We start from the raw sequence: 17,985 nt of genomic DNA, 5'->3' as shown, positions 1-17,985 counted from the left end.
AGACATGTGGGATCCGGACGTTTACCTGGCGTTCGCCGATCAGCGCGCCCGCCCGTTCTACGACTTGCTGGCCCGGGTGGGCGCCGAGCACCCGCGGCGGGTTGTCGACCTGGGCTGTGGTCCCGGCAACCTCACCGTGGAGTTGGCCCGACGCTGGCCCGACGCCACCATCGAGGCGCTGGACAACTCACTGGAGATGGTCGCCGCAGCCCGTGAGCGCGGCGTCGACGCCACCGTCGGCGACCTGAGGACCTGGACACCGCAACCGGACACCGACGTGGTGCTGTCCAACTCCGCAGTGCACTGGGTGCCCGAGCATGCTGAACTGATGGTCCGGTGGGCCGGTGAGCTGGCACCCGGCTCGTGGATCGGCGTGCAGGTACCCGGCGCATTCGACAGCCCGTCACACGCGGCGGTGCGTGCGGTGGCTCGCCGCGAAGCTTGGGCAAAGAAGTTGAGCGACATACCGTTTCGGGTAGGCACGGTGGTCGACACGCCGATGCACTACGCCGAACAACTGATCGACGCCGGTTGTACGGTCGACGCCTGGGAAACCACCTATCTGCACCAGCTGCGCGGCGAGCACCCGGTGCTGGACTGGATCAGCGGCACCGCGCTGCTGGCGGTGCGCGAGCGGCTCAGCGAGGAGGACTGGCAGCAATTCCGCGCCGAGCTGATCCCGCTGCTCGCCGACGCCTACCCGCCGCGGCCCGACGGGACGACGTTCTTCCCGTTCCGGCGGATCTTCGTCGTCGCGCAGGTCAACTGACCGGCGCCGAGAGTGCAACTACCGACGGTCCTACTCGCGAAATGCGTCGGTAACTGCACTCTCGCGGAGCGTGCTCAAACCGGCAGGCCCAGCTGCTCCGCCTCCGCGCGGTAGCGGTCCACCCATTCGTCGGAGCGCTGGTCGGCCTGGCGCTCCAAGACCGGCGCGGGCGCCAACCGGGGATCCTGTCCGACCGCTTCCAGCACGGTCGCGACGATAGAGGTCAAATTGCGCCACAGCACCGGGTAGGAGACGTCGATCGGCTCGATCTGCTCTTCGGCGAACCAGTTCCGCCAGCCCTCCTCCTGAGCGCGCAGGAGCCTGACGATGTGGGCAATCGCGCCGGCGTGGTAGGTGGCGCGGGAGTCGCGTTCCGGGTCCGGGCGACCGCGCCACACCCTGGTCTGCACCGCCCGCCAGAACGACACCGCCTGCGACACCGTGTCGGGCCGGTAGACGTGCACGTAGACCGGCTCGCTGCCGATCACGTCACGGATCGCTGCCCGCAGCGTGTCACCGGAGCGATCCGGCAAGCCCGCGGCCCGCTGTTGCAGCAGCGCCGTCTGGTTCCACATCAACTTGCCGCCCCAAATGCCGTTGGGTGTGCGGCCGGAACTGCGGATGTGCTCGCGCCAGGCCACCGCGCTGGCGGTGTCCGGTGTCCCCGGCTCCAGCGGATCGAGCAGCCGCAAAATCGTCTCGTCGTCGACGTCGGCGAACCACTCCCGCGGCTGGGGCGCCATACCGGTCGACGGCAGATATTGGAAGAACTCCTGCGGCTCGCCGGCACACCCGGTGGCGCGCAACGATTCCACCAGCAGCGTGCTGCCGCAGCGTTGCGACGCGAGCACCAGATACGACGTCGGCTTGTCAGCCATCGCCCGAGCTTATTTCCTGCTCGTCCTCGATGCCGCGGTCCACGGCGATCGCTGAACGGCTGGTCGGCACCTTCGGCGCGTGAATTCGTAGGTAGGTCTCGGTATAACGTTCGGCGATGCGGCTGCCGGCGAAGTCCGACGGTATGACATCGCCGGTCTGCTGCCGCCATTCATGGAGCAGGACAGCAAGGTCGGCGGCGATCGCGGCTGCTTGGCCGGTGTCGTCGGTGGCCAGCAGGTTATTGGTCTCATTAGGATCAGCGCGCAGGTCGTAGAGTTCGCGCCGCGGCCGCGGCGCGGTGACCAACGGGGCGACGGCATGCCCCGATGGGCTCTCCTCGATGTCCCACGGCAGATCCAGCAGCGGCCGCTGAGCATAATTCTCGATGTAGCTGTATTCCTTTGTGCGGATGGCTCGTATCGGATCGAACGAGTCGTGATAGGTCTTCGCGGTGTACACGTGCTCGCGAACCGGTGACTCGTTCGGTGAAAGCAACGCACGCGCATGCGACTTACCCTCGATGTCGGCTGGTTCGTCGACACCAAGCAGCTCCAGCAAGGTCGGCACCAAGTCCACACCGCTGAACAACTCGTCGTAAACCCTTGAACCCAAGCGCATCCGGCCCGGCGGACGGATGATCATCGCGATGCCGGTTCCGGCGTCGTACAGCGTCGATTTCGCTCGCGGAAACGCCGCGCCGTGATCGGTGAAGAACACCACCCACGTGTTGGTGTCGAGTCCGGTGTCGGCGAGTGTGTCCAACAGGCGCCCGACCGCGGCGTCGGCAGTGGTGATCGACCCGTAGAAGTCGGCCATATCCTGGCGGACTTCCTGCGTGTCGGGCAGATACCCGGGCGGCTGAACTGCGGTCGCGTCGGCGGGCTGATAGCGATCCCGCGGATAAGGTCGGTGGGTTTCGAAGAACCCGGCCGTCAACAAAAACGGGCGGCCCGAGTCGTAGTCTCGCAGCCACTTTTGGCTTCGCTCCACCACGTACTCGCAGTACGAGTTGGAGACGTCGAACTCGCTGAACCCGAGTTGCGACGGATACGATGTCTCATGCTGCATACCGAAAAGTACTGAATGCCAACCGGCTTCACCCAAGATTTGCGGCAGCGTGCGGACTCCCGAGCGGTACTCCCAGCCATGGTGCGCCAGGCCGACGAGCCCATTGCTCTGGGGATAGCGGCCGGTGAACAACGATCCGCGAGATGGCGAGCACAGCGGTGCGGTGGCATGTGCTCTGGTGAACAGAATGCCTTCGGAGGCAAGCTGGTCCAGCCGCGGACTGGACACGTCAGGGTGGTCGTAGACGCCGAGATAGCGGCCGAGGTCGTGCCAGTGCACGATCAGTACGTTGTCGAGTTTCCGCTCTGTTTGGTCGCTGCCGCTGATGGCCGTCACCCTTCTGGCTTCTCCGGTGTGCCCCAAGTGTTCTCCGAAACGAATTCTGCCAACGGACGCCCAACCGCCCAGCCGTCCAGTTCCAATGCGGGCCGGTCGGGAAAGTCGGGCACCGGGCCCAGACACAGTATCGCGACTGGTTCCGCGTCGGCAGGAATTGACAGCAAGCTGGCTAACCGCCGCGGGTCGAACAGCGACACCCACCCCATGCCCAGACCTTCCGATCGCGCTGCCAGCCAGAGGTTTTGAATCGCACACGACACCGATGCCAAATCCATCTGCGGTAGCGTGCGGCGACCGAACACGTGCGTGTGTCTGCCCTCGCACAACGCCACCACCAGCAGTTCCGCACAGTCGAGGATGCCTTCGACTTTCAATGCGAGAAACTCATTCGCACGCGGGCCGAGCGCGTCGGCGGTCAGTAGGCGTTCCTCGTCGACCAAAGCGTGGATGCGCCGCCGCAACGACTCATCGGTGATGCGCACGAAGCGCCACGGCTGCATCAGGCCGACGCTGGGTGCAGTGTGCGCGGCCTGCAGCAGCCGGACCAGCACATCCTCTCCGATTGTGCTGCCCGGCACGAACCGCCGCATGTCGCGGCGTTCAGCGATCACGCGGTAGACGGCTCGCCGCTCCAGTGGGCTGAACGCGTGATCGTGCACAGGGCCATGGTAGAAACCGCTACGGGCGATAGGTGACGCCGACCGCGCGGAACACGTACTCCGGCGGTACGTCGAAGTCCAGCGACCGGCACGGCAACCCGGCCAGCACGTCGCCGGGGATGGTGGTCTTGTAATGCAGCGACAACCGACCGTGGAACGCCGGATCGACACATCCGACGTCCAGCTCAACCTGCAGACCGGCCGCGGAAAGCCGCGCGGCGGCCGGACCGGTCTGTGGTGCGTCCCAGCGCGCGTCGACGGTGGTACCGGCCAGCTTCGGCAGCGACGACAAGGTGCCCAGCACCCGCTCGGAGGTGATCGCCAAGGACCCCACGTAGCTCGCTACGCTGTGGGCCGAACGCAGCCCCGGGATGGCACCGCTGAATCGCCGGGTAACCGGGACATAGTCGGCAAGGTAGACCAGCCCCTCAGCGTCTACCTGAGCGCGCACGTCCGCGGGCAGCTTGCCGATGCCGAGCAGTCGCCGGACGATGACCGCCATCCGCCCAGTATGACGGCGGCCGCGAAGCCCCTGGTAGTCCCGTGGTAACGGTGTAGTGGTGGTGTCACTCCGCCGCAGCGTGGCCCTGACCGCCGCGGGCGCCGTGCTGGTGTATGTGGTGACGTGGCTGGGTTATCGGCACGACTGGGCCTGGTTGAACCCGATCGACTCGTCCTCGTTAAGCGCGCTCTACCATCTCGGGGCCGACCACCCCGGGTGGATACGGTTTTGGCAATTCGTCTGCACGGCGTTCGGCCCGGGAGCGTTTCGGCTGCTGGGTGCGCTGGTGGTGGTGATCCTGCTGGTCAGACGGCAGCTGCGCACAGCGCTGTTCCTCGTCGCCTGTGTGGAGCTCAGCGGCGTGATCACCCAGGCCGCCAAGGGTTTGGCCGATCGCCCCCGACCGGAAACAGCCCTGGTTGTCGAATCGTCGTCGTCGTTTCCGTCCGGGCATGCGCTCGGGGTCATGGTCGGGGTGCTCGCGCTGCTCAGTGTGCTGCGGCCATTGCTGCGACGGCGGCTGCGTTCGCTCGCGGTTGTGGTGGGCGCGTTGGTGGTATTGGCCGTCGGGTTCGGCCGAGTCGCGTTGAACGTGCATCACGTATCCGACGTGCTGGCCGGCTGGGCGCTGGGATATCTCTATTTTCTGGTGTGCGCGTTGGTGTTTCGTCGCTAAGGCCCACGCTTGACGGCAATCGGCTTACCCGACAATCGTTTCGACGCCTCCGGCGGAGCCGCGGTGAGGCGTCCCTGCACCGGCGCGCCGTTTCGCACCGACGGAGCGACGACGCGTTTGGTGTCCGGCTTGGGCTCGCTGGGTGAACCATGGGAAACAGGCATGCCGCCCGGCGGCATCATCGGCATGGCGCCCGGCCCAACCTTCGGCGCGGTTGGCGCCTCCGCAGGTCTCGGCGGGACCGCCGACGTGGTCGACGCCGCGGGCACGGTGCCCGGCGACGGAACCGCCGGTGGTCCGAGCACCGCGGTCGGCACGGTGGCGTCGGTGCCGCCGACTTCGAAACCGTCACCACCACCTGCTGTTTCAGCGTCGTCGTCACCACCGAACGGGTCGTATGGCAGCGTATCCACGTCCGCAACGCCGCCACCGACCTGCTGCAGCCCGCCCATGCCGGCCTGCATGGCCTGCTCGCCGACCTGGGCGGCCTGTTGCGGGACTTGGCTCAGCGACTGCACCGCACCGCCGAACGCCGCAGCCAGCGCGCCCGCGATCCCGGCCACCCCGGCCAACTGTGCGGCCGAGCCTTGTTCATTGGCCGGAAACTCCGCTTCGGCGTCGGCGGTCTTCGCGGCGCGGTCGGAGTGTCCGGCCTGCGCGTCGATGTAGTCGGTGGGGACGCCGAGGTTGGCGGCGGTGCCCAACGTCGCCAGCAGGTTGTCGACGATCGAACCGGGGCCGGCAACCGCGGTGGGCGTGATGGGTGGCGGTGGCGGATTCGCCACCGCCGCAGCCGCATAACCCGACGGTGACGCCCGCAACGGGCGGCTCATGTCGGCCCCGAAAGTCCCGAAAGTAGCGCGGTCAGCTGCTCGCGGACCTGATCGTGGTGGGGGTAGCCGAACATGCGGCCGGTGTCGACGCCGTGCTCGGCGGCGAGCTTGCGAGCCGACCTGTCGATACCTTCCGCGCCGAGAATCTTCTGGACAGCGTCGAGAATGTCCTGGCCGTAGATCGCCGCCGCCGCGTTCGCCCGGGTCTGACACTCCAGCACGACGCCGACGAGGCGGTCGAGTTTCTCCGCAGCCGAGCCGTGCCCGTCCTGGATCCGCATGATCTGACGGTGGCCGTCGTCGGCGATCGTGGTGAGTTGCGCACGCAGCGCGCTGGCCGCATCATGGGCGGATTGAAAAGCAGCCCTCTTTGTTTCGTACTTCTCCGCGATAGTGCGCGCGTGCTCTTCGCCGCGTTCAAACGCCGCCCGCACGTCGTCAGCGGTCACGCCCTCCTGGTCGGCGAGTGGTCCGAAACGGGCCTGGCGCAACTGGTCCTGTAATGCCAGATATGCCGCGGCGACGTTGCCGACATCGGCCGACGCGCTGTTGAGTATGGCCAGATTCGACCCCGACGGCCACACGTGACCGACCAGAACCTGCGACAAGCGGCCAACCGGAAAGTCCGACCGAAAATCCGACACGGGCCGATGGTATCGCTGTCCGGCGATTGCGCTATTCAGTCTGCATTGCTGCACACCGGTGACCCGATCGATGCTAAACCTTTACTTGACACTCAGATTGGTTACCGACGACGATGAACCGGTGCGCCGACTGTCGGGTTCGCTTTTTGCTGCGCTGGGCGCGGTCTGCATGATGCTGGCGGCAGCGCCGCTCGCCGCCGCTACCGGCGCGCCGTGGTTCGCATCGGCGGTCGGTAACGCCACCCAGGTGGTTTCGGTTGTCGGAGTGGGCGGTTCGGACGCCAAGATGGACGTCTATCAGCGCACCGCCGCGGGCTGGCAGCCGGTGGCCAGCGGCATCCCGACTCACATCGGGTCGGCGGGCCTGGCGCCGAAGGCCAAAAGCGGTTATCCGGCCACCCCGATGGGCGTCTATTCGTTGGACTCCGCTTTCGGTACAGCGCCCAATCCCGGTGGGGGACTGCCTTACACGCAGGTCGGGCCCAACCACTGGTGGAGCGGTGACGACCACAGCCCGACGTTCAACACCATGCAGGTCTGTCAAAAAGCGCAGTGCCCGTTCGACACCTCAGCAAGCGAGAATCTCGATATCCCGCAGTACAAGCATGCGGTGGTGATGGGCGTCAACAAGGCCCGCGTGCCCGGCGACGGCTCAGCCTTCTTCTTTCACACCACCGACGGTCGACCGACCGAGGGCTGCGTGGCCATCGACGACGACACACTGGTGCAGATCATCCGCTGGCTGCGGCCCGGCGCGGTGATCGCCATTGCGAAGTAGTCATCCGCCGAGGCCGATGAGATCGGCGAAGTTGACCAGTGTGCCGGCGATGGCTATTGCGATTGGTGCGCCCGCTTCGAGTACACCCAGGAACGGGATCAGCCCCACATCGGCGGCGATCGGCTCACCGATCGCGCCGATCAGGTCACCGGCCTCGAGGTTATCCATGAAGAGGCTCAGGTTGTATGCGGGCAGCGATGTGAAGAGTGCATTGACCGAGTCTGCAACTGGGAGCAAGGCTGCGTAGTCGGCCGAAAGGGTGGCCGAAAGCATGTTGATGATCTCGGTCGGCGACGAGGTGAACAGCGATACGTCCGAAGCCGGAAAGCCGGCGAGATCGCCCAGCCCGTTGCGCGCGAGTTCCAGCAGCGCAGGCAGATTGAGCAGTTGCGAGATGTCCGTCGCGTCTGTGAGGCCGAATGCGTGCACCAGGCTCACCACATTCGCCAGCAGCGGGCTGTCCAGAATCGACAATGGGTTGTAGTTGTCCGGATTCAGCAGTTGCTGCACGGAGTCGGTGACTCCTTGCTGCAGCCCGTTGGCCAGCGCCGCGAAAACATCGCTCCAGTTGAGATCGGTTGGGAACAGCCCGAAGGGCGTGAACTCATTCGCCGGACCGGGATCCCAGCCGTCGGTGATGCTGCCGTAGCCCAGATTCACCAGGATCCGCATGTCCGGTTCCAGCAGATCGTAGAGCGGCTGACCGATGAACGGGATCAACTGCAATGGCTGCAGCAATGGCAAGTTCTCGGCCGGGATCATGTAGTAGTTGGTCAGCCCCTCCCCGGTGAGCGCCGCCGATCCGGGCAACAGAATCGCTTCGCCACCGTCAGCCACCGGCGTGAGCTGTTCGGGGGTAAGACTCAAGTACGTGCTGTGCTGGAGAAGGAAGCCCAGTAAGGCGTTCACATCCGACAACAAATTGATCGGGTAGCGCGGGAAGTCGGCGACGCCGTCGTACTCGGTCGTGTAGATGTCGGCCGGGTACTCCCCACTTGGTGTCGGGGCGCTGGCCGAGAAGCCGAGGCTGGGAATCGACAGGCCGTCGCCGGCCGGTACGTCGAAGCGGGCGAACATGCCGCCGTTGGGAAGGTTGGGATCACCGACCAGCACAAAATGCACGTAGTCGCTGGGCACCCCTTCGTCGTGCAACTGCTGCATCGTCAGTGAAGAGATCCCGGCGCTTTGGGACCAGCCGAAAACCACGACCGGATCCTCGGCACTGACCTGCCCGGTGGCGATTTGCTGATGTATCGCCGAGTCGAGGATCTGCTGTCCCTGGGCGACCGAAGCGAGGTACGTCAGGCTCTTGGGCCCGGTGATCGGGTAAAGCCCCTCCGGGGTAAACAGCGCCTCGGTCGTGCCGGTGAAACCACGCGGCTGCAAGTAGAGCTCGTCGGCAAGATCGAGGTAGGGCTGCGGAGGAAGAGAAAGGGTGCTGGGACCCATGACCAGCGCCGTGCCGTCCCCGAGCGGCGAATCAGCGGTGTCAGTGCCCAGCAGCCGCACCGCCTGACTCTGGGCCGACGGTGCCGGTGACATCGACGGGACAGCGGCCAGGCTTGCGCCAGCGATAGCGAGAACTGTTAAGAGATAGGCACGAAATGCGCGGGGCATAACCGCTCCCGAAAGTGATGTTTGTAGTCGGCCAAGTAACGCACTAAAACATCCGCAGCCTAGGGACGAGATCGGCGGACGGTCAAGATTAGTTCCACCGCCAGCCGCGAGGTCAGGCCAACGCGCGACCGGGAGTCACCTTGAAATCCATGCCCGCCAAAGACATCGTCGCCTCGTAGGTGCGGTCATACCCGGTGGCGCTGATCCGCCAGCCGTCGGGTGTGCGCCGGTAGTGGTCACGATAGAACGCCGCCCCGATGAGCATGAAGTTGAACTCCGCGACGATGACGCGGTCCTGCAGATACCAGATGGCCGACGCCTCGTCACCGTTCACCGTGATCTCCGGGTGGGTCACCCGGTGTTCGGTGATGACATTTGGTCCCAGCGCGGAACGCATGTAGTCGACTAAGTCTTTGCGGTTGGCGAAGTGATGCTCCTCGCCGACAGATGATCCGTAGTCACCCTTGACGTCCTCGGTCAAGGTGTCGGCGAAGTCGTCCCAATGTTTGGTGTCCAGCCCGCGCAGGTAGCGGTACTTGACCTGCTTGATCGCTTCGATGTCGTCATAGGAGCCCATCACGACATTGCAGCACAGCGCTGCAGGTAATGCGTCACCATGTCGATCAAAGCGCGACGTTCCCGCTGCCAGTCGACGGGGACGCCCACGATCATCTGGGCCAACACGACACCGCGTAAAGCCGCCCAAATCACGTCTGCCACACCGTCATTCGCAGGATCATCGGTCACCAATCGGCCGAGTTGGGCGATGGCATCGTTCATCTCGAGCAGATGCCGTCGTGAACTCCACCGGGTGGCGCGCAGGATTTCGAAGGCGGCCATCGACGTCGGGCTGCTGTAACAGCTCCACGCGGTGTCGACGACGACTTCAATGCGTTGGCGCAGTGGCAGTTCGCCGATTTCGGCCGATGACAGCGACTGCAGCAGCTTGGCCACCCCGTCGTCGACGACGGCCATCAACAGCCCGGCGCGGTCGCCGAAGTGGTACTGGATCACGCCCCACGTCACGCCCGCGCGCTCGGCGACGTGTTTGGCGGTCGCGGCCGGGAACCCTTCCTCGACGATGCAGCGGACTGTTTCGTCGATGATCCTTGCGCGCGTGTCATCACCGAGCTTGCGCGGCGCGCTGGTGCGCCGGGTGGGGGAAATCGACATTGTTGACTTTATAACATAGTCAGATCTATTTTTGGGCGGTGAGCCGATATGCGCGGCTGTCCCGTGAGCAGCTGGCCACCTTGGTCCCCGAACTGCTGTTGATCGGTCACATGATCGACCGCTCCGGCATGGCCTGGTGCATTCAGGAATTCGGCCGCGAGGAGATGCTGCAGATCGCCATCGAGGAATGGGCCGGGGCAAGTCCGATCTACACCAAGCGGATGCAGCGGGCGCTGAACTACGAGGGCGACGACGTGCCCACCATCTTCAAGGGGTTGCAACTCGACATCGGGGCGCCGCCGCAGTTCATGGATTTCCGCTACACCGTGCATGACCGCTGGCACGGCGAATTCCATCTCGACCACTGCGGCGCCTTGCTCGACGTCGAGCCGATGGGCGATGAATACGTCTTCGGCATGTGCCACACCATCGAGGACCCGACGTTCGACGCCACCGCGGTGGCGACCAATCCCCGCGCGCAGATGCGGCCCATCCACCGCCCGCCGCGCCAACCCGCAGACCGGCATCCGCACTGCGCGTGGACGGTCATCATCGACGATTCCTATCCGCCCGCCCAGGGCATTCCCGCGGTGGACACCGTGCGCCGAACATATGCTGCCACTTGGGAACTCGATGCTATCGACCCGTCTGAGGAGGGGCTGGCCGACTACTCGGGCCCGCTGGTGTCCGATCTCGACTTCAGCGCGTTCTCGCATTCGGCGCTGGTGCGGATGGCCGACGAGGTGTGTCTGCAGATGCACCTGCTGTATCTGTCGTTCGCGATCGCGGTGCGCGCGCGGGCAGGCGCTGAGGCGGTCTCGGTGGGCACCCGCCAGTTGATCGGCCTGGCGGGCCTCGGCGCCGAGCGGATTCACCGCGCACTGTCGCTACCTGGCGGCGTCGAGGGCACCATGCGGGTGCTGGGGTTGCATCCCTTGCTCAACCCCATTAGGTACGTGCGCAGCGAGATCTCAAAGAACCGGCTGATCGTGCAGCGGTCACCGGCGCATGACGACGCGGCCTGGATTTCATTGTGTTCACCGCAATCGGTGCAGCCGCTGCAGGCGATCGCCACCGCGGTGGATCCTCACGTCGAGGTGCGGGTCAGCGGCTCCAGCGCTGACTGGACCGCTGAGTTCGCCCAAACTGACACCGCCGCAACGGAACTGCCCGAGGTATCGGTCGCCAAGCTCAGCGGCGGCTCGACGTTCCAGTTTCAGCCGCGCCGCTCGCTGCCCCTGACGGTGGTGTGAGTTCATTCTGCGTCCACCACGTTGGTTATTCGGACTTTTGCGTGGTGACCGCAGAGTCAACGTGCCGACGGCCTAGCCCAAAGCCGTCAGACCGGCTACCGCGCGCCGCAGTACGGCCGGGTCGGGGCGCTTAGCCGGGTCAAGCAGCCATTGCACACCGAGCCCGTCGACAAGGGCGATGAGGATCGATGCCACCGATTCGGCTTCGCGACCCCCGCCCAACGCGGTCGCGATATCGCGGCGGAATTCCTCGTAGTAGCCGGCCAATTGGGCTCGAGCATGCTCTGATCGCTGCGCGTGCGCGAATGCCTCCACGAATCCGACGAACAAGGCCCGGTTGGCGTCGAACACCTCGTAGAGATCTTCGACCGCGCTGGCGGCGCCGGCGCTGACGTTCGGCGCCGAGGCTGCCATCGTCTTCTGAAAGCCTTCGATCCAGCGTCGCAGGCTCTCGGCGATGGCCGCATTAAGTAGGCCCTCGGTCGACCCGAAGTGATACCGGATGGCACCAAGGCTGACCCCGGCCGTGCCGGCCAAATCGCGTGCACGGGTGCCGCCGTATCCGCGCTCCCGCAGACAGACGATCGCCGCTTCCAGCAGGGCCTCTCGGTTACCCATCAAACTCCTTGCACAAATGTCTTAAGACATCTGTATCATACCGGGTATGGCCTCTACCTCGCCGACGCCCGGGCCGTCGCGGCGCCAATCACTCCGGTACTGGACGCAGATCCTGCGCGATCCGCTGGCGGTCTACATTGCGTTGGCTTGCGACTATGGCGACGCGGTGCGCATTCCGCTCACCGCCAAGCACACTTTCTTCCTGCTCAGCCGTCCCGAGCACGCCGAACACGTGTTGGTCGCCCATCAGGACCATTACGTGAAGGCCTTCACCTACCGGCCGCTGAAAGCGATTCTCGGCGACGGGCTGCTGACTGCCGAGGGCGATACCTGGCGTCGGCACCGTCGCCTGGTCCAACCGGTGTTCAGCCACCGCCACGTGCAGACGTTCGCGCCGGCCGTCGTCGCGGCCGCCCGCGATCGCACGAATCGGTGGACGCCGGGAGCCACCATCAACCTCGCCGACGAAATGCGGACGCTCACCATGCATGTGATCGGGCGGGTGCTGTTCGGGATCGACCTGGCCGACGACGCGGAACCGATCGGGCGCGCGGTATCACGGCTGCAGAGCGCGGCAACCGCCGCCATGCTGTTGCCGAATCTCGGTTCGCCGCAGCGTACGCGGTGGCTGGCCGCCCACATCATCCCCGGCCTCGGGCGAGCCACGACCACGCTGGAATCGCTGGTCTCCCGCATCATCGATGCGCGCATCGCCGCGCCGCACACCGAGCCCAGCGATCTGCTGGATCTGTTGCTGGCTACCGAAGAACTGCTGAGCCGCAGCGAGATTCAGGACGAGGTGATGACGCTGGTGTTGGCCGGGCATGAAACCACCGCCAACACACTGACCTGGGCGTTGGCCCTGCTCTCGCGCCATCCCGCCGCCCGCGACCGGTTGGTCGCCGAGGTCGACGAGGTGATCGGCGACGGCGATCCGCAAGCCACCGACATGGAATCACTGGTGTGGACCCAAGCCGTGGTGTCCGAGACCATGCGGCTCTACCCGCCGGCGTGGACCATCGAGCGCGACGCCGTCGTCGCCGATAACATCGCCGGTGTCGAGGTGTCGCCGGGTGACACCGTGGCTATTTCGCCGTATCTGCTGCATCACCACAGCGAATTCTGGCCCAACCCAGAGGGATTCGACCCGCGGCGCTTCATGCCGGATCAACACCACCCGCGCTACGCGTTCATCCCGTTCGGTGGGGGAAGGCGCATCTGCGTGGGTGCCGGGCTCGCGCAGCTGGAGGCGACGATCGCCCTGGCCACATTGTCCCAGGCGGTCCGCCTCGACCTGGTGCCCGGAACAGTGGTGCGCCCGCGCGCCGACATCACGCTGCATCCGCGCGGACCGGTAACCATGACCGTCGCCCCACCCGTGCGCGCGGCTCACGCGGCGGCTGAGCCCCTTACGGTCGGGTGAGCCAACCTGTCAAGAGGTTCGGCGGTATCACTTCGGTGACACGACCGCATCGACCGGATACCGATCGCTGATCGGCCGGCGTTGGCGGTGGTCAACCGCGGCTATGGTGAACGCTGGCCGCCGACCGTTCTGATGCAAGGTAATCGCTTATGTTCGACCCGTTGGGGTTGTCGATCGGGACCACCAACTTCGTCGCCGTGCGCAATGGCGTCCCGCCAGTGACGCGGCGCGCGTTACTGACTGTTTATCCACACCGCCGCCCAGAAATTGGTTTGCCGCAGCAGAATTCGGGCTCCATCGATACCGGCTCGTTGATGGCCGGCTTCGTCGAGCGAGTCGGCAGCGCAACCCCGCTGACGTCGGCCGGTGGGACCACCCACGACCCGGCTTTGCTTTTGGTCGAGGCGTTGGACGCGATGATCTCCGCGACCGGCGGCGACGCCTCGACGTCGGAGATCACGATCGCGGTACCCGCGCACTGGAAAGCCGAAGCTGTTCGGGCCCTGCGTAATGCGTTGCGCACGCATGCCGGATTCGTCCGAAGTGGCACCGCTCCGATCCTGGTCTCGGATGCCATTACTGCGTTGACGGCGTTGAACTCCGATGCGCGGTTGCCCGCCGAAGGGGTAGTGGCACTGCTGGATTTCGGTGGCAGCGGTACGAACATCACGCTGGCAGACGCCGGCTCAGGCTTTGTGCCGATAACCGAGACAGTCCGCTGCACCGACTTTTCCGGCGATCACCTCGATCAAGCTCTCCTCGTTCACGTCTTGGAACACCTGGGTCCGGCCGGCGGAATCGATCCGGAAAGCACTGCTGTCGTGGCGAGATTCGCACAACTGCGCCAGGAGTGCACCAATGCCAAAGAGCGATTGTCCACCGAGACCGTGACCGAACTGGTTGCCGAGCTGCCGGCCGGTCGCAGCACCGTTCAGCTGAGTAGGGCAGAGCTGGAGCACATCGTCGACGGTCAGCTGAACGCCGTGCTGGCTGCGTTCGACGACATCTTGGCCCGCAACAGCCTCGACCGGCGTGATCTGGCGGCGGTAGCGATGGCAGGCGGGGGCGCCAGTATCCCCCTTGTCGCGCAGCGGCTTTCAGCCGATACCGAGACGCCGTTGGTGACGGCGGATAAGCCTGCGCTGGCGATGGCGGTCGGCGCGTTGATGTTCGACTCCCGCAGGGCAACCGAAGAGCTCGCCGAACAAGTCGAGACGCCGGCGGCGATGGCTGCGCTGGTGGGCGCATCCGTTGGTGCGTCAGCCGGCAATTCCAGCGCGACCACCGACCGCTTCGACGCGACGACGGGCGGTTTCGGATTACCCGACCTCACCGACGACACCTTGTTCGACGACGTCCCGCCGGGCCCGGTTCAACAGTTGGCGTGGTCGGAAGCCGACGAGACCGGCAACGATCCGCTGTTCTACACCGGCGCGCCGTACGAGGACGAGTTTCGCGCCCCTCCGTCGCAGGTGCTTCCGAAAATCGAGCTGCCGCCCACGGAGGTTCCGCAGCGTCGATATCGCTTACCTCAGCTGGCGCTCGGATTGGCCGCATTGGTCGCGATGGTCGCGGTCGGCGGGGTGGCGTACTCGTTGACGAGCGCCACCGGTCCTTCGGCGCCGCCGGCACCGAGCAGCAGCAAGCCCGTGCCTGCGTCGCCGCCGGCCAGCTCGCCGCCGCCGTCGCTGTCACCGAGCCCGTTGGCCCCGCCGCCACCCAGTGCCGCGCCGGCCCCGAGCGAGGANGGGCCGGCCGGTTATGAGGCGGCGCTGGTGGCCGCCACACGCGATGCCCAGGTCACTGTGGTCGACTCCGACGGCATCGGCGGTGCGGCGGGCTTTGGCGGCCGTGTTCCCCCCGAGAACCTCCTCCCCCCCCCCCGGGTGCGCCCCGCGCTACCCCCCGCCCACCCGCCGGGGCTTGCCACCGCCACCGCCGCCGCCACCACCACCGGGACCGTAGGAGGACTGCCATGAGCGAGAACGGTCCGTTCGGATTCGACCCCGACGATTTCGACCGCGTGATCCGCGAGGCGGGGGAGGGGCTGCGCGACGTGTTCGAACGGTTTAGCCGGTTCATCACGGTGCCTGGCGAGCGGGCCGGCTGGTCGGCACTGTTCGAAGATTTGGCACGACGGTCGCGCACCGAGCCGGAAACGGCCGGGGAAGCCGGTGACGGCGTGTGGGCGATCTACCACGTGGATGAGGACGGCGCTGCGCGCGTCGAAGAGGTGTATGCCACCGAACTAGACGCGCTGCGTGCGAACAAGAACAACACTGACCCGAACCGCAGAGTCCGCTTTCTGCCGTACGGGATCGCGGTCAGTGTTCTCGACGACTCCGAAGAAACCTGAGGTGCCGCGCCGGTCATTCAAGTCGCCACGTCGGCCGTGACGTGGAATCATCGACTTGTGCCTCAGATGAATCGGCGGAACGCTATATTGACGCTGGGGGTCGGCGCGCTGACCGCCACGATTCGCCTTCCGGCGGCTGAGGCGAATCCGTCTCCGCCGGCCGCGCCACCCGGCGCGGCTCCCGGAAGCTACATGTTTGCCGACGAGTTCGACGGCCCGGCCGGTCAAGGGCCCAACCTGTCGAACTGGACGGTGCAGACCTGGCAGGACGACGTGTTCCCGCCGGTCGAGGGGATATACCGGGCTCAGAATGTTTTTCTGGACGGCAATTCCAACCTTGTCTTGCTCGCCAACCAGGAAAACGGCGAATACTTCAGCGGCAAGCTGCGGGGCAACTGGAGGGTGCCCATCAACACCACCTGGGAAGCGCGGATCAAGCTGGATTGTTTGTCCACCGGCCTGTGGCCCTCGTTCTGGGCAGTCCAGGAGGATCCGCTACCGGATGGCGAGGTCGACGTCTTCGAGTGGTACGGCAACGGCAGCTGGCCGCCGGGAACGACGGTTCACGCGGCGTCCAACGGGAAAACCTGGGAAGGCAAATCGATCCCCGAGTTGGTCGATGGCGCCTGGCATGTCTGGCAAATGCGGTGGGATGAAGGCGGTTTCAAGTTCTCTCGAGACGGTGCGGAATACTTCAGCGTTCCGCCCAAGCCGATCCACGTCCACGGCGCTCCCCCAGAAGACATGCGGTGGCCGTTCAACAATCCCGGCTATTGGTTGTCTCCGATGTTCACGCTCGCGGTCGGTGGCCCGGGCGGTGGCGATCCCGCCCTGGGTAACTTCCCGGCCCAAATGCTCATCGACTACATCCGCATCTGGTGAGTTAGCGCAGCGCCTTGATGACCTGAACCAGGTTGAACTGCCAGCGCTCGACCAGTCGGAAGCCCAGGTCACGCGGAACGGCGAACGCCGGTGTCGGCCCATAACGTGGTCCGGGGTCCAGCATTGAACCGCGTTGGTGTCGGGGCATCGACTCGTCGGCTTGCGTGATGATCCACACCACCTGGCAGTGGCTCAACGGCGTGGCGACAACTTCCGGGATGAGGTTGGTATCGAAGACGTCGCGGCGGTCCGTCGCCCGCTGCCACAACGTGAGGTCGATCAGCTTGCGGTAGGCGTCCGGGCGTGCCGCCATCAAAGGGCGCATCGGAGCGGGCATGAACGTCACCGTGTCGTTCACCAGCAGACACTCGCCCGGTTTCGCTTGGGCAGTGATCAAGTCCGCCACTTGGCTGTAGTCCATGCCGTATTTCGCATACGGGTTACGTTGGGCACGCACATAATTCGGTGCCGCAGCGACGGCGAAAACACACAGGATCGCCACCGCCATCCAGGGCTTGCTGGCTAGAGCGCCGATACAGACACCCAGGATCACGGCCAGCGCGGGCGCGGTGAACGACAGGTAGCGCGGCGTGTAAATCGGATGAAGCCATGCCGACGCGATCACGACCAGGGTGGTCGGCAGCACGATCCAGCCGATCGCCAGGGCCAATAGCTGGCGATCCGCCGCGGCAAGTCGCGCGGACGTAAAGCGCCACAGGGCAATTGCGGCTGCGACCACAATTGCCGACAACACCGCGAAGGGCGGACTTCTTTCGAAATATTGCTGGACCACCACATCTTCGATTGTTCGGCGCCCAATCGGTGCGATCCAGCTGATCTGGTGGGCTTGACCGACGGCGATGACCATGAATGGCATCAGCGCGCCCACAGTCAAAATCGTGGTAGTGACGAAGGGCACCACTACTTTTCGCCTGCGCAGATAAGCGAGGACGAAGACGATGTGCGCCACCGCCAACAACAGGAGATACATGTCCAGCAGAATCGACATTGTCAGGCCAATCCCGTAAAACACCCAGGCCCAGGTGTTTTCACGGCGTGCGGCATAAATGAGCAGCACCGTGACCCACACGGCAGCCAGCATTGAAAGGGCATAGGGGCGGGCTTCGATCCCTGCCCACGTCGCGCGCGGCAAGATCCCGCAGATGACACCGGCAGCGAGCGCGGTGGTGCGCGACGAGAACTGCTTGCCCAGCACGACCACTGTCGCCGCTGCGCCGCCCACAGCCAGCCCGCTGGGAACACGGGACCAGAATTCGGTCGGCGGGAAAATCTCGAACCAGCCGTGCATCAGCAGGTAATACAGGCCGTGAACTACGTCGACGTGGCCCAGCATCTGCCACAGCTGACTCAGCGAGCGACTGTATGACGCCGAAATGGTCGCGGCCTCGTCGTACCAGAAAGACGGCCGGCCGGCACCGCCCAGGCTCACCGCGGCCGCCAAGACTCCGACGAACAGCGGATCCAGGCCAGCTCGCCGCAACCCGCTGAACACCTC

General features: G+C 65.4%; 19 protein-coding genes. 8 read left to right on the top strand and 11 right to left on the bottom strand.

The window, feature by feature from the left end:
* The first annotated feature begins 4 nt into the window (after positions 1–4).
* Complete coding sequence (locus tag MSP7336_RS03740; RefSeq protein WP_113963076.1) at positions 5–769, top strand: trans-aconitate 2-methyltransferase; 765 nt, start codon at positions 5–7, stop codon at positions 767–769.
* Between the two features lie 74 nt (positions 770–843).
* On the opposite strand, the gene stf0 is transcribed toward MSP7336_RS03740, so the two are convergent.
* From stf0 to MSP7336_RS03720, 4 genes are read right to left on the bottom strand one after another with little or no spacing between them, the layout of a single operon-like run.
* Positions 844–1,647: a trehalose 2-sulfotransferase gene (gene stf0, locus MSP7336_RS03735; RefSeq protein ID WP_069396041.1), complete on the bottom strand. Its 804-nt coding sequence runs from the start codon at positions 1,645–1,647 to the stop codon at positions 844–846.
* On the bottom strand, positions 1,640–3,043 hold the full coding sequence (locus tag MSP7336_RS03730; protein ID WP_113964759.1) for a sulfatase family protein: 1,404 nt from the start codon (positions 3,041–3,043) through the stop codon (positions 1,640–1,642). Before MSP7336_RS03730 ends, stf0 begins: the two co-directional genes overlap by 8 nt.
* A 5-nt stretch (positions 3,044–3,048) precedes the next feature.
* Positions 3,049–3,714, bottom strand: coding sequence for a 5,6-dimethylbenzimidazole synthase (gene bluB / locus MSP7336_RS03725; protein WP_113963075.1), 666 nt, complete (start codon positions 3,712–3,714; stop codon positions 3,049–3,051).
* Positions 3,715–3,733: 19 nt separating this feature from the next.
* Complete coding sequence (locus tag MSP7336_RS03720; RefSeq protein ID WP_069396038.1) at positions 3,734–4,216, bottom strand: hypothetical protein; 483 nt, start codon at positions 4,214–4,216, stop codon at positions 3,734–3,736.
* 58 nt (positions 4,217–4,274) lie between these two features.
* On the opposite strand from MSP7336_RS03720, the gene MSP7336_RS03715 reads away from it, so the two are divergent.
* Positions 4,275–4,892 carry a phosphatase PAP2 family protein gene (locus tag MSP7336_RS03715; protein WP_113964758.1) on the top strand — a complete coding sequence of 206 codons (618 nt, stop codon included), beginning with the start codon at positions 4,275–4,277 and terminating at the stop codon, positions 4,890–4,892.
* On the opposite strand, the gene MSP7336_RS23670 is transcribed toward MSP7336_RS03715, so the two are convergent.
* Together MSP7336_RS23670 and MSP7336_RS03705 are read right to left on the bottom strand one after the other, a co-directional pair.
* Positions 4,889–5,725 (bottom strand): hypothetical protein, encoded by an 837-nt coding sequence (locus MSP7336_RS23670; RefSeq protein WP_181786539.1) that lies wholly within the window; start codon positions 5,723–5,725, stop codon positions 4,889–4,891. The two genes, MSP7336_RS03715 and MSP7336_RS23670, sit on opposite strands and share 4 nt — an antisense overlap.
* Complete coding sequence (locus MSP7336_RS03705; protein ID WP_113963073.1) at positions 5,722–6,369, bottom strand: hypothetical protein; 648 nt, start codon at positions 6,367–6,369, stop codon at positions 5,722–5,724. The genes MSP7336_RS23670 and MSP7336_RS03705 overlap by 4 nt, the downstream gene beginning before the upstream one ends.
* 169 nt (positions 6,370–6,538) lie before the next feature.
* Between MSP7336_RS03705 and MSP7336_RS03700 the strand changes: the two genes are divergently transcribed.
* Positions 6,539–7,147, top strand: a complete 609-nt coding sequence (locus tag MSP7336_RS03700; RefSeq protein WP_139819689.1) for a L,D-transpeptidase family protein — start codon at positions 6,539–6,541, stop codon at positions 7,145–7,147.
* Here MSP7336_RS03700 and MSP7336_RS03695 read toward each other — a convergent pair whose 3' ends face one another.
* The 3 genes from MSP7336_RS03695 to MSP7336_RS03685 form a co-directional block, all read right to left on the bottom strand.
* Complete coding sequence (locus MSP7336_RS03695) at positions 7,148–8,689, bottom strand: PE-PPE domain-containing protein (RefSeq protein WP_181786537.1); 1,542 nt, start codon at positions 8,687–8,689, stop codon at positions 7,148–7,150. It lies immediately after the preceding gene.
* 187 nt (positions 8,690–8,876) lie between these two features.
* Positions 8,877–9,359 carry a nuclear transport factor 2 family protein gene (locus MSP7336_RS03690; RefSeq protein ID WP_425325762.1) on the bottom strand — a complete coding sequence of 161 codons (483 nt, stop codon included), beginning with the start codon at positions 9,357–9,359 and terminating at the stop codon, positions 8,877–8,879.
* Entirely contained in the window at positions 9,341–9,937 is a 597-nt protein-coding gene (locus MSP7336_RS03685; protein ID WP_113963070.1) for a TetR/AcrR family transcriptional regulator, read from the bottom strand. The genes MSP7336_RS03690 and MSP7336_RS03685 overlap by 19 nt, the downstream gene beginning before the upstream one ends.
* 38 nt (positions 9,938–9,975) lie before the next feature.
* Here MSP7336_RS03685 and MSP7336_RS03680 point away from each other — a divergent pair, with 38 nt between their 5' ends.
* Positions 9,976–11,190, top strand: a complete 1,215-nt coding sequence (locus MSP7336_RS03680; protein ID WP_113963069.1) for a hypothetical protein — start codon at positions 9,976–9,978, stop codon at positions 11,188–11,190.
* Positions 11,191–11,262: 72 nt separating this feature from the next.
* Here the strand turns inward: MSP7336_RS03680 and MSP7336_RS03675 are convergent, their stop codons facing one another.
* Positions 11,263–11,808: a TetR/AcrR family transcriptional regulator gene (locus MSP7336_RS03675; protein WP_069396032.1), complete on the bottom strand. Its 546-nt coding sequence runs from the start codon at positions 11,806–11,808 to the stop codon at positions 11,263–11,265.
* A gap of 46 nt (positions 11,809–11,854) precedes the next feature.
* Here MSP7336_RS03675 and MSP7336_RS03670 point away from each other — a divergent pair, with 46 nt between their 5' ends.
* The 4 genes from MSP7336_RS03670 to MSP7336_RS03655 all read left to right on the top strand — a co-directional run bounded on the left by MSP7336_RS03670 (position 11,855) and on the right by MSP7336_RS03655 (position 16,469).
* A complete protein-coding gene (locus MSP7336_RS03670; RefSeq protein ID WP_113963068.1) occupies positions 11,855–13,231 on the top strand; it encodes a cytochrome P450 in 1,377 nt (458 codons plus the stop codon).
* 149 nt (positions 13,232–13,380) lie between these two features.
* Positions 13,381–15,210, top strand: coding sequence for an Hsp70 family protein (locus MSP7336_RS03665; RefSeq protein ID WP_113963067.1), 1,830 nt, complete (start codon positions 13,381–13,383; stop codon positions 15,208–15,210).
* Entirely contained in the window at positions 15,207–15,587 is a 381-nt protein-coding gene (locus MSP7336_RS03660) for a hypothetical protein (protein WP_069396028.1), read from the top strand. The genes MSP7336_RS03665 and MSP7336_RS03660 overlap by 4 nt, the downstream gene beginning before the upstream one ends.
* Positions 15,588–15,653: 66 nt before the next feature.
* A complete protein-coding gene (locus MSP7336_RS03655) occupies positions 15,654–16,469 on the top strand; it encodes a glycoside hydrolase family 16 protein (RefSeq protein WP_113963066.1) in 816 nt (271 codons plus the stop codon).
* A 1-nt stretch (position 16,470) separates the two neighbouring features.
* Here MSP7336_RS03655 and MSP7336_RS03650 read toward each other — a convergent pair whose 3' ends face one another.
* The gene (locus tag MSP7336_RS03650; RefSeq protein ID WP_113963065.1) at positions 16,471–17,982 is read right to left on the bottom strand and encodes a glycosyltransferase family 39 protein; all 1,512 of its coding nucleotides are present in this window, start codon (positions 17,980–17,982) and stop codon (positions 16,471–16,473) included.
* Positions 17,983–17,985: the final 3 nt, after the last annotated feature.

Origin of the sequence: Mycobacterium shimoidei (assembly GCF_900417275.1) — a bacterium.
Lineage (GTDB): Bacteria > Actinomycetota > Actinomycetes > Mycobacteriales > Mycobacteriaceae > Mycobacterium > Mycobacterium shimoidei.
This window is presented reverse-complemented; position numbering and strand designations above follow the sequence as displayed.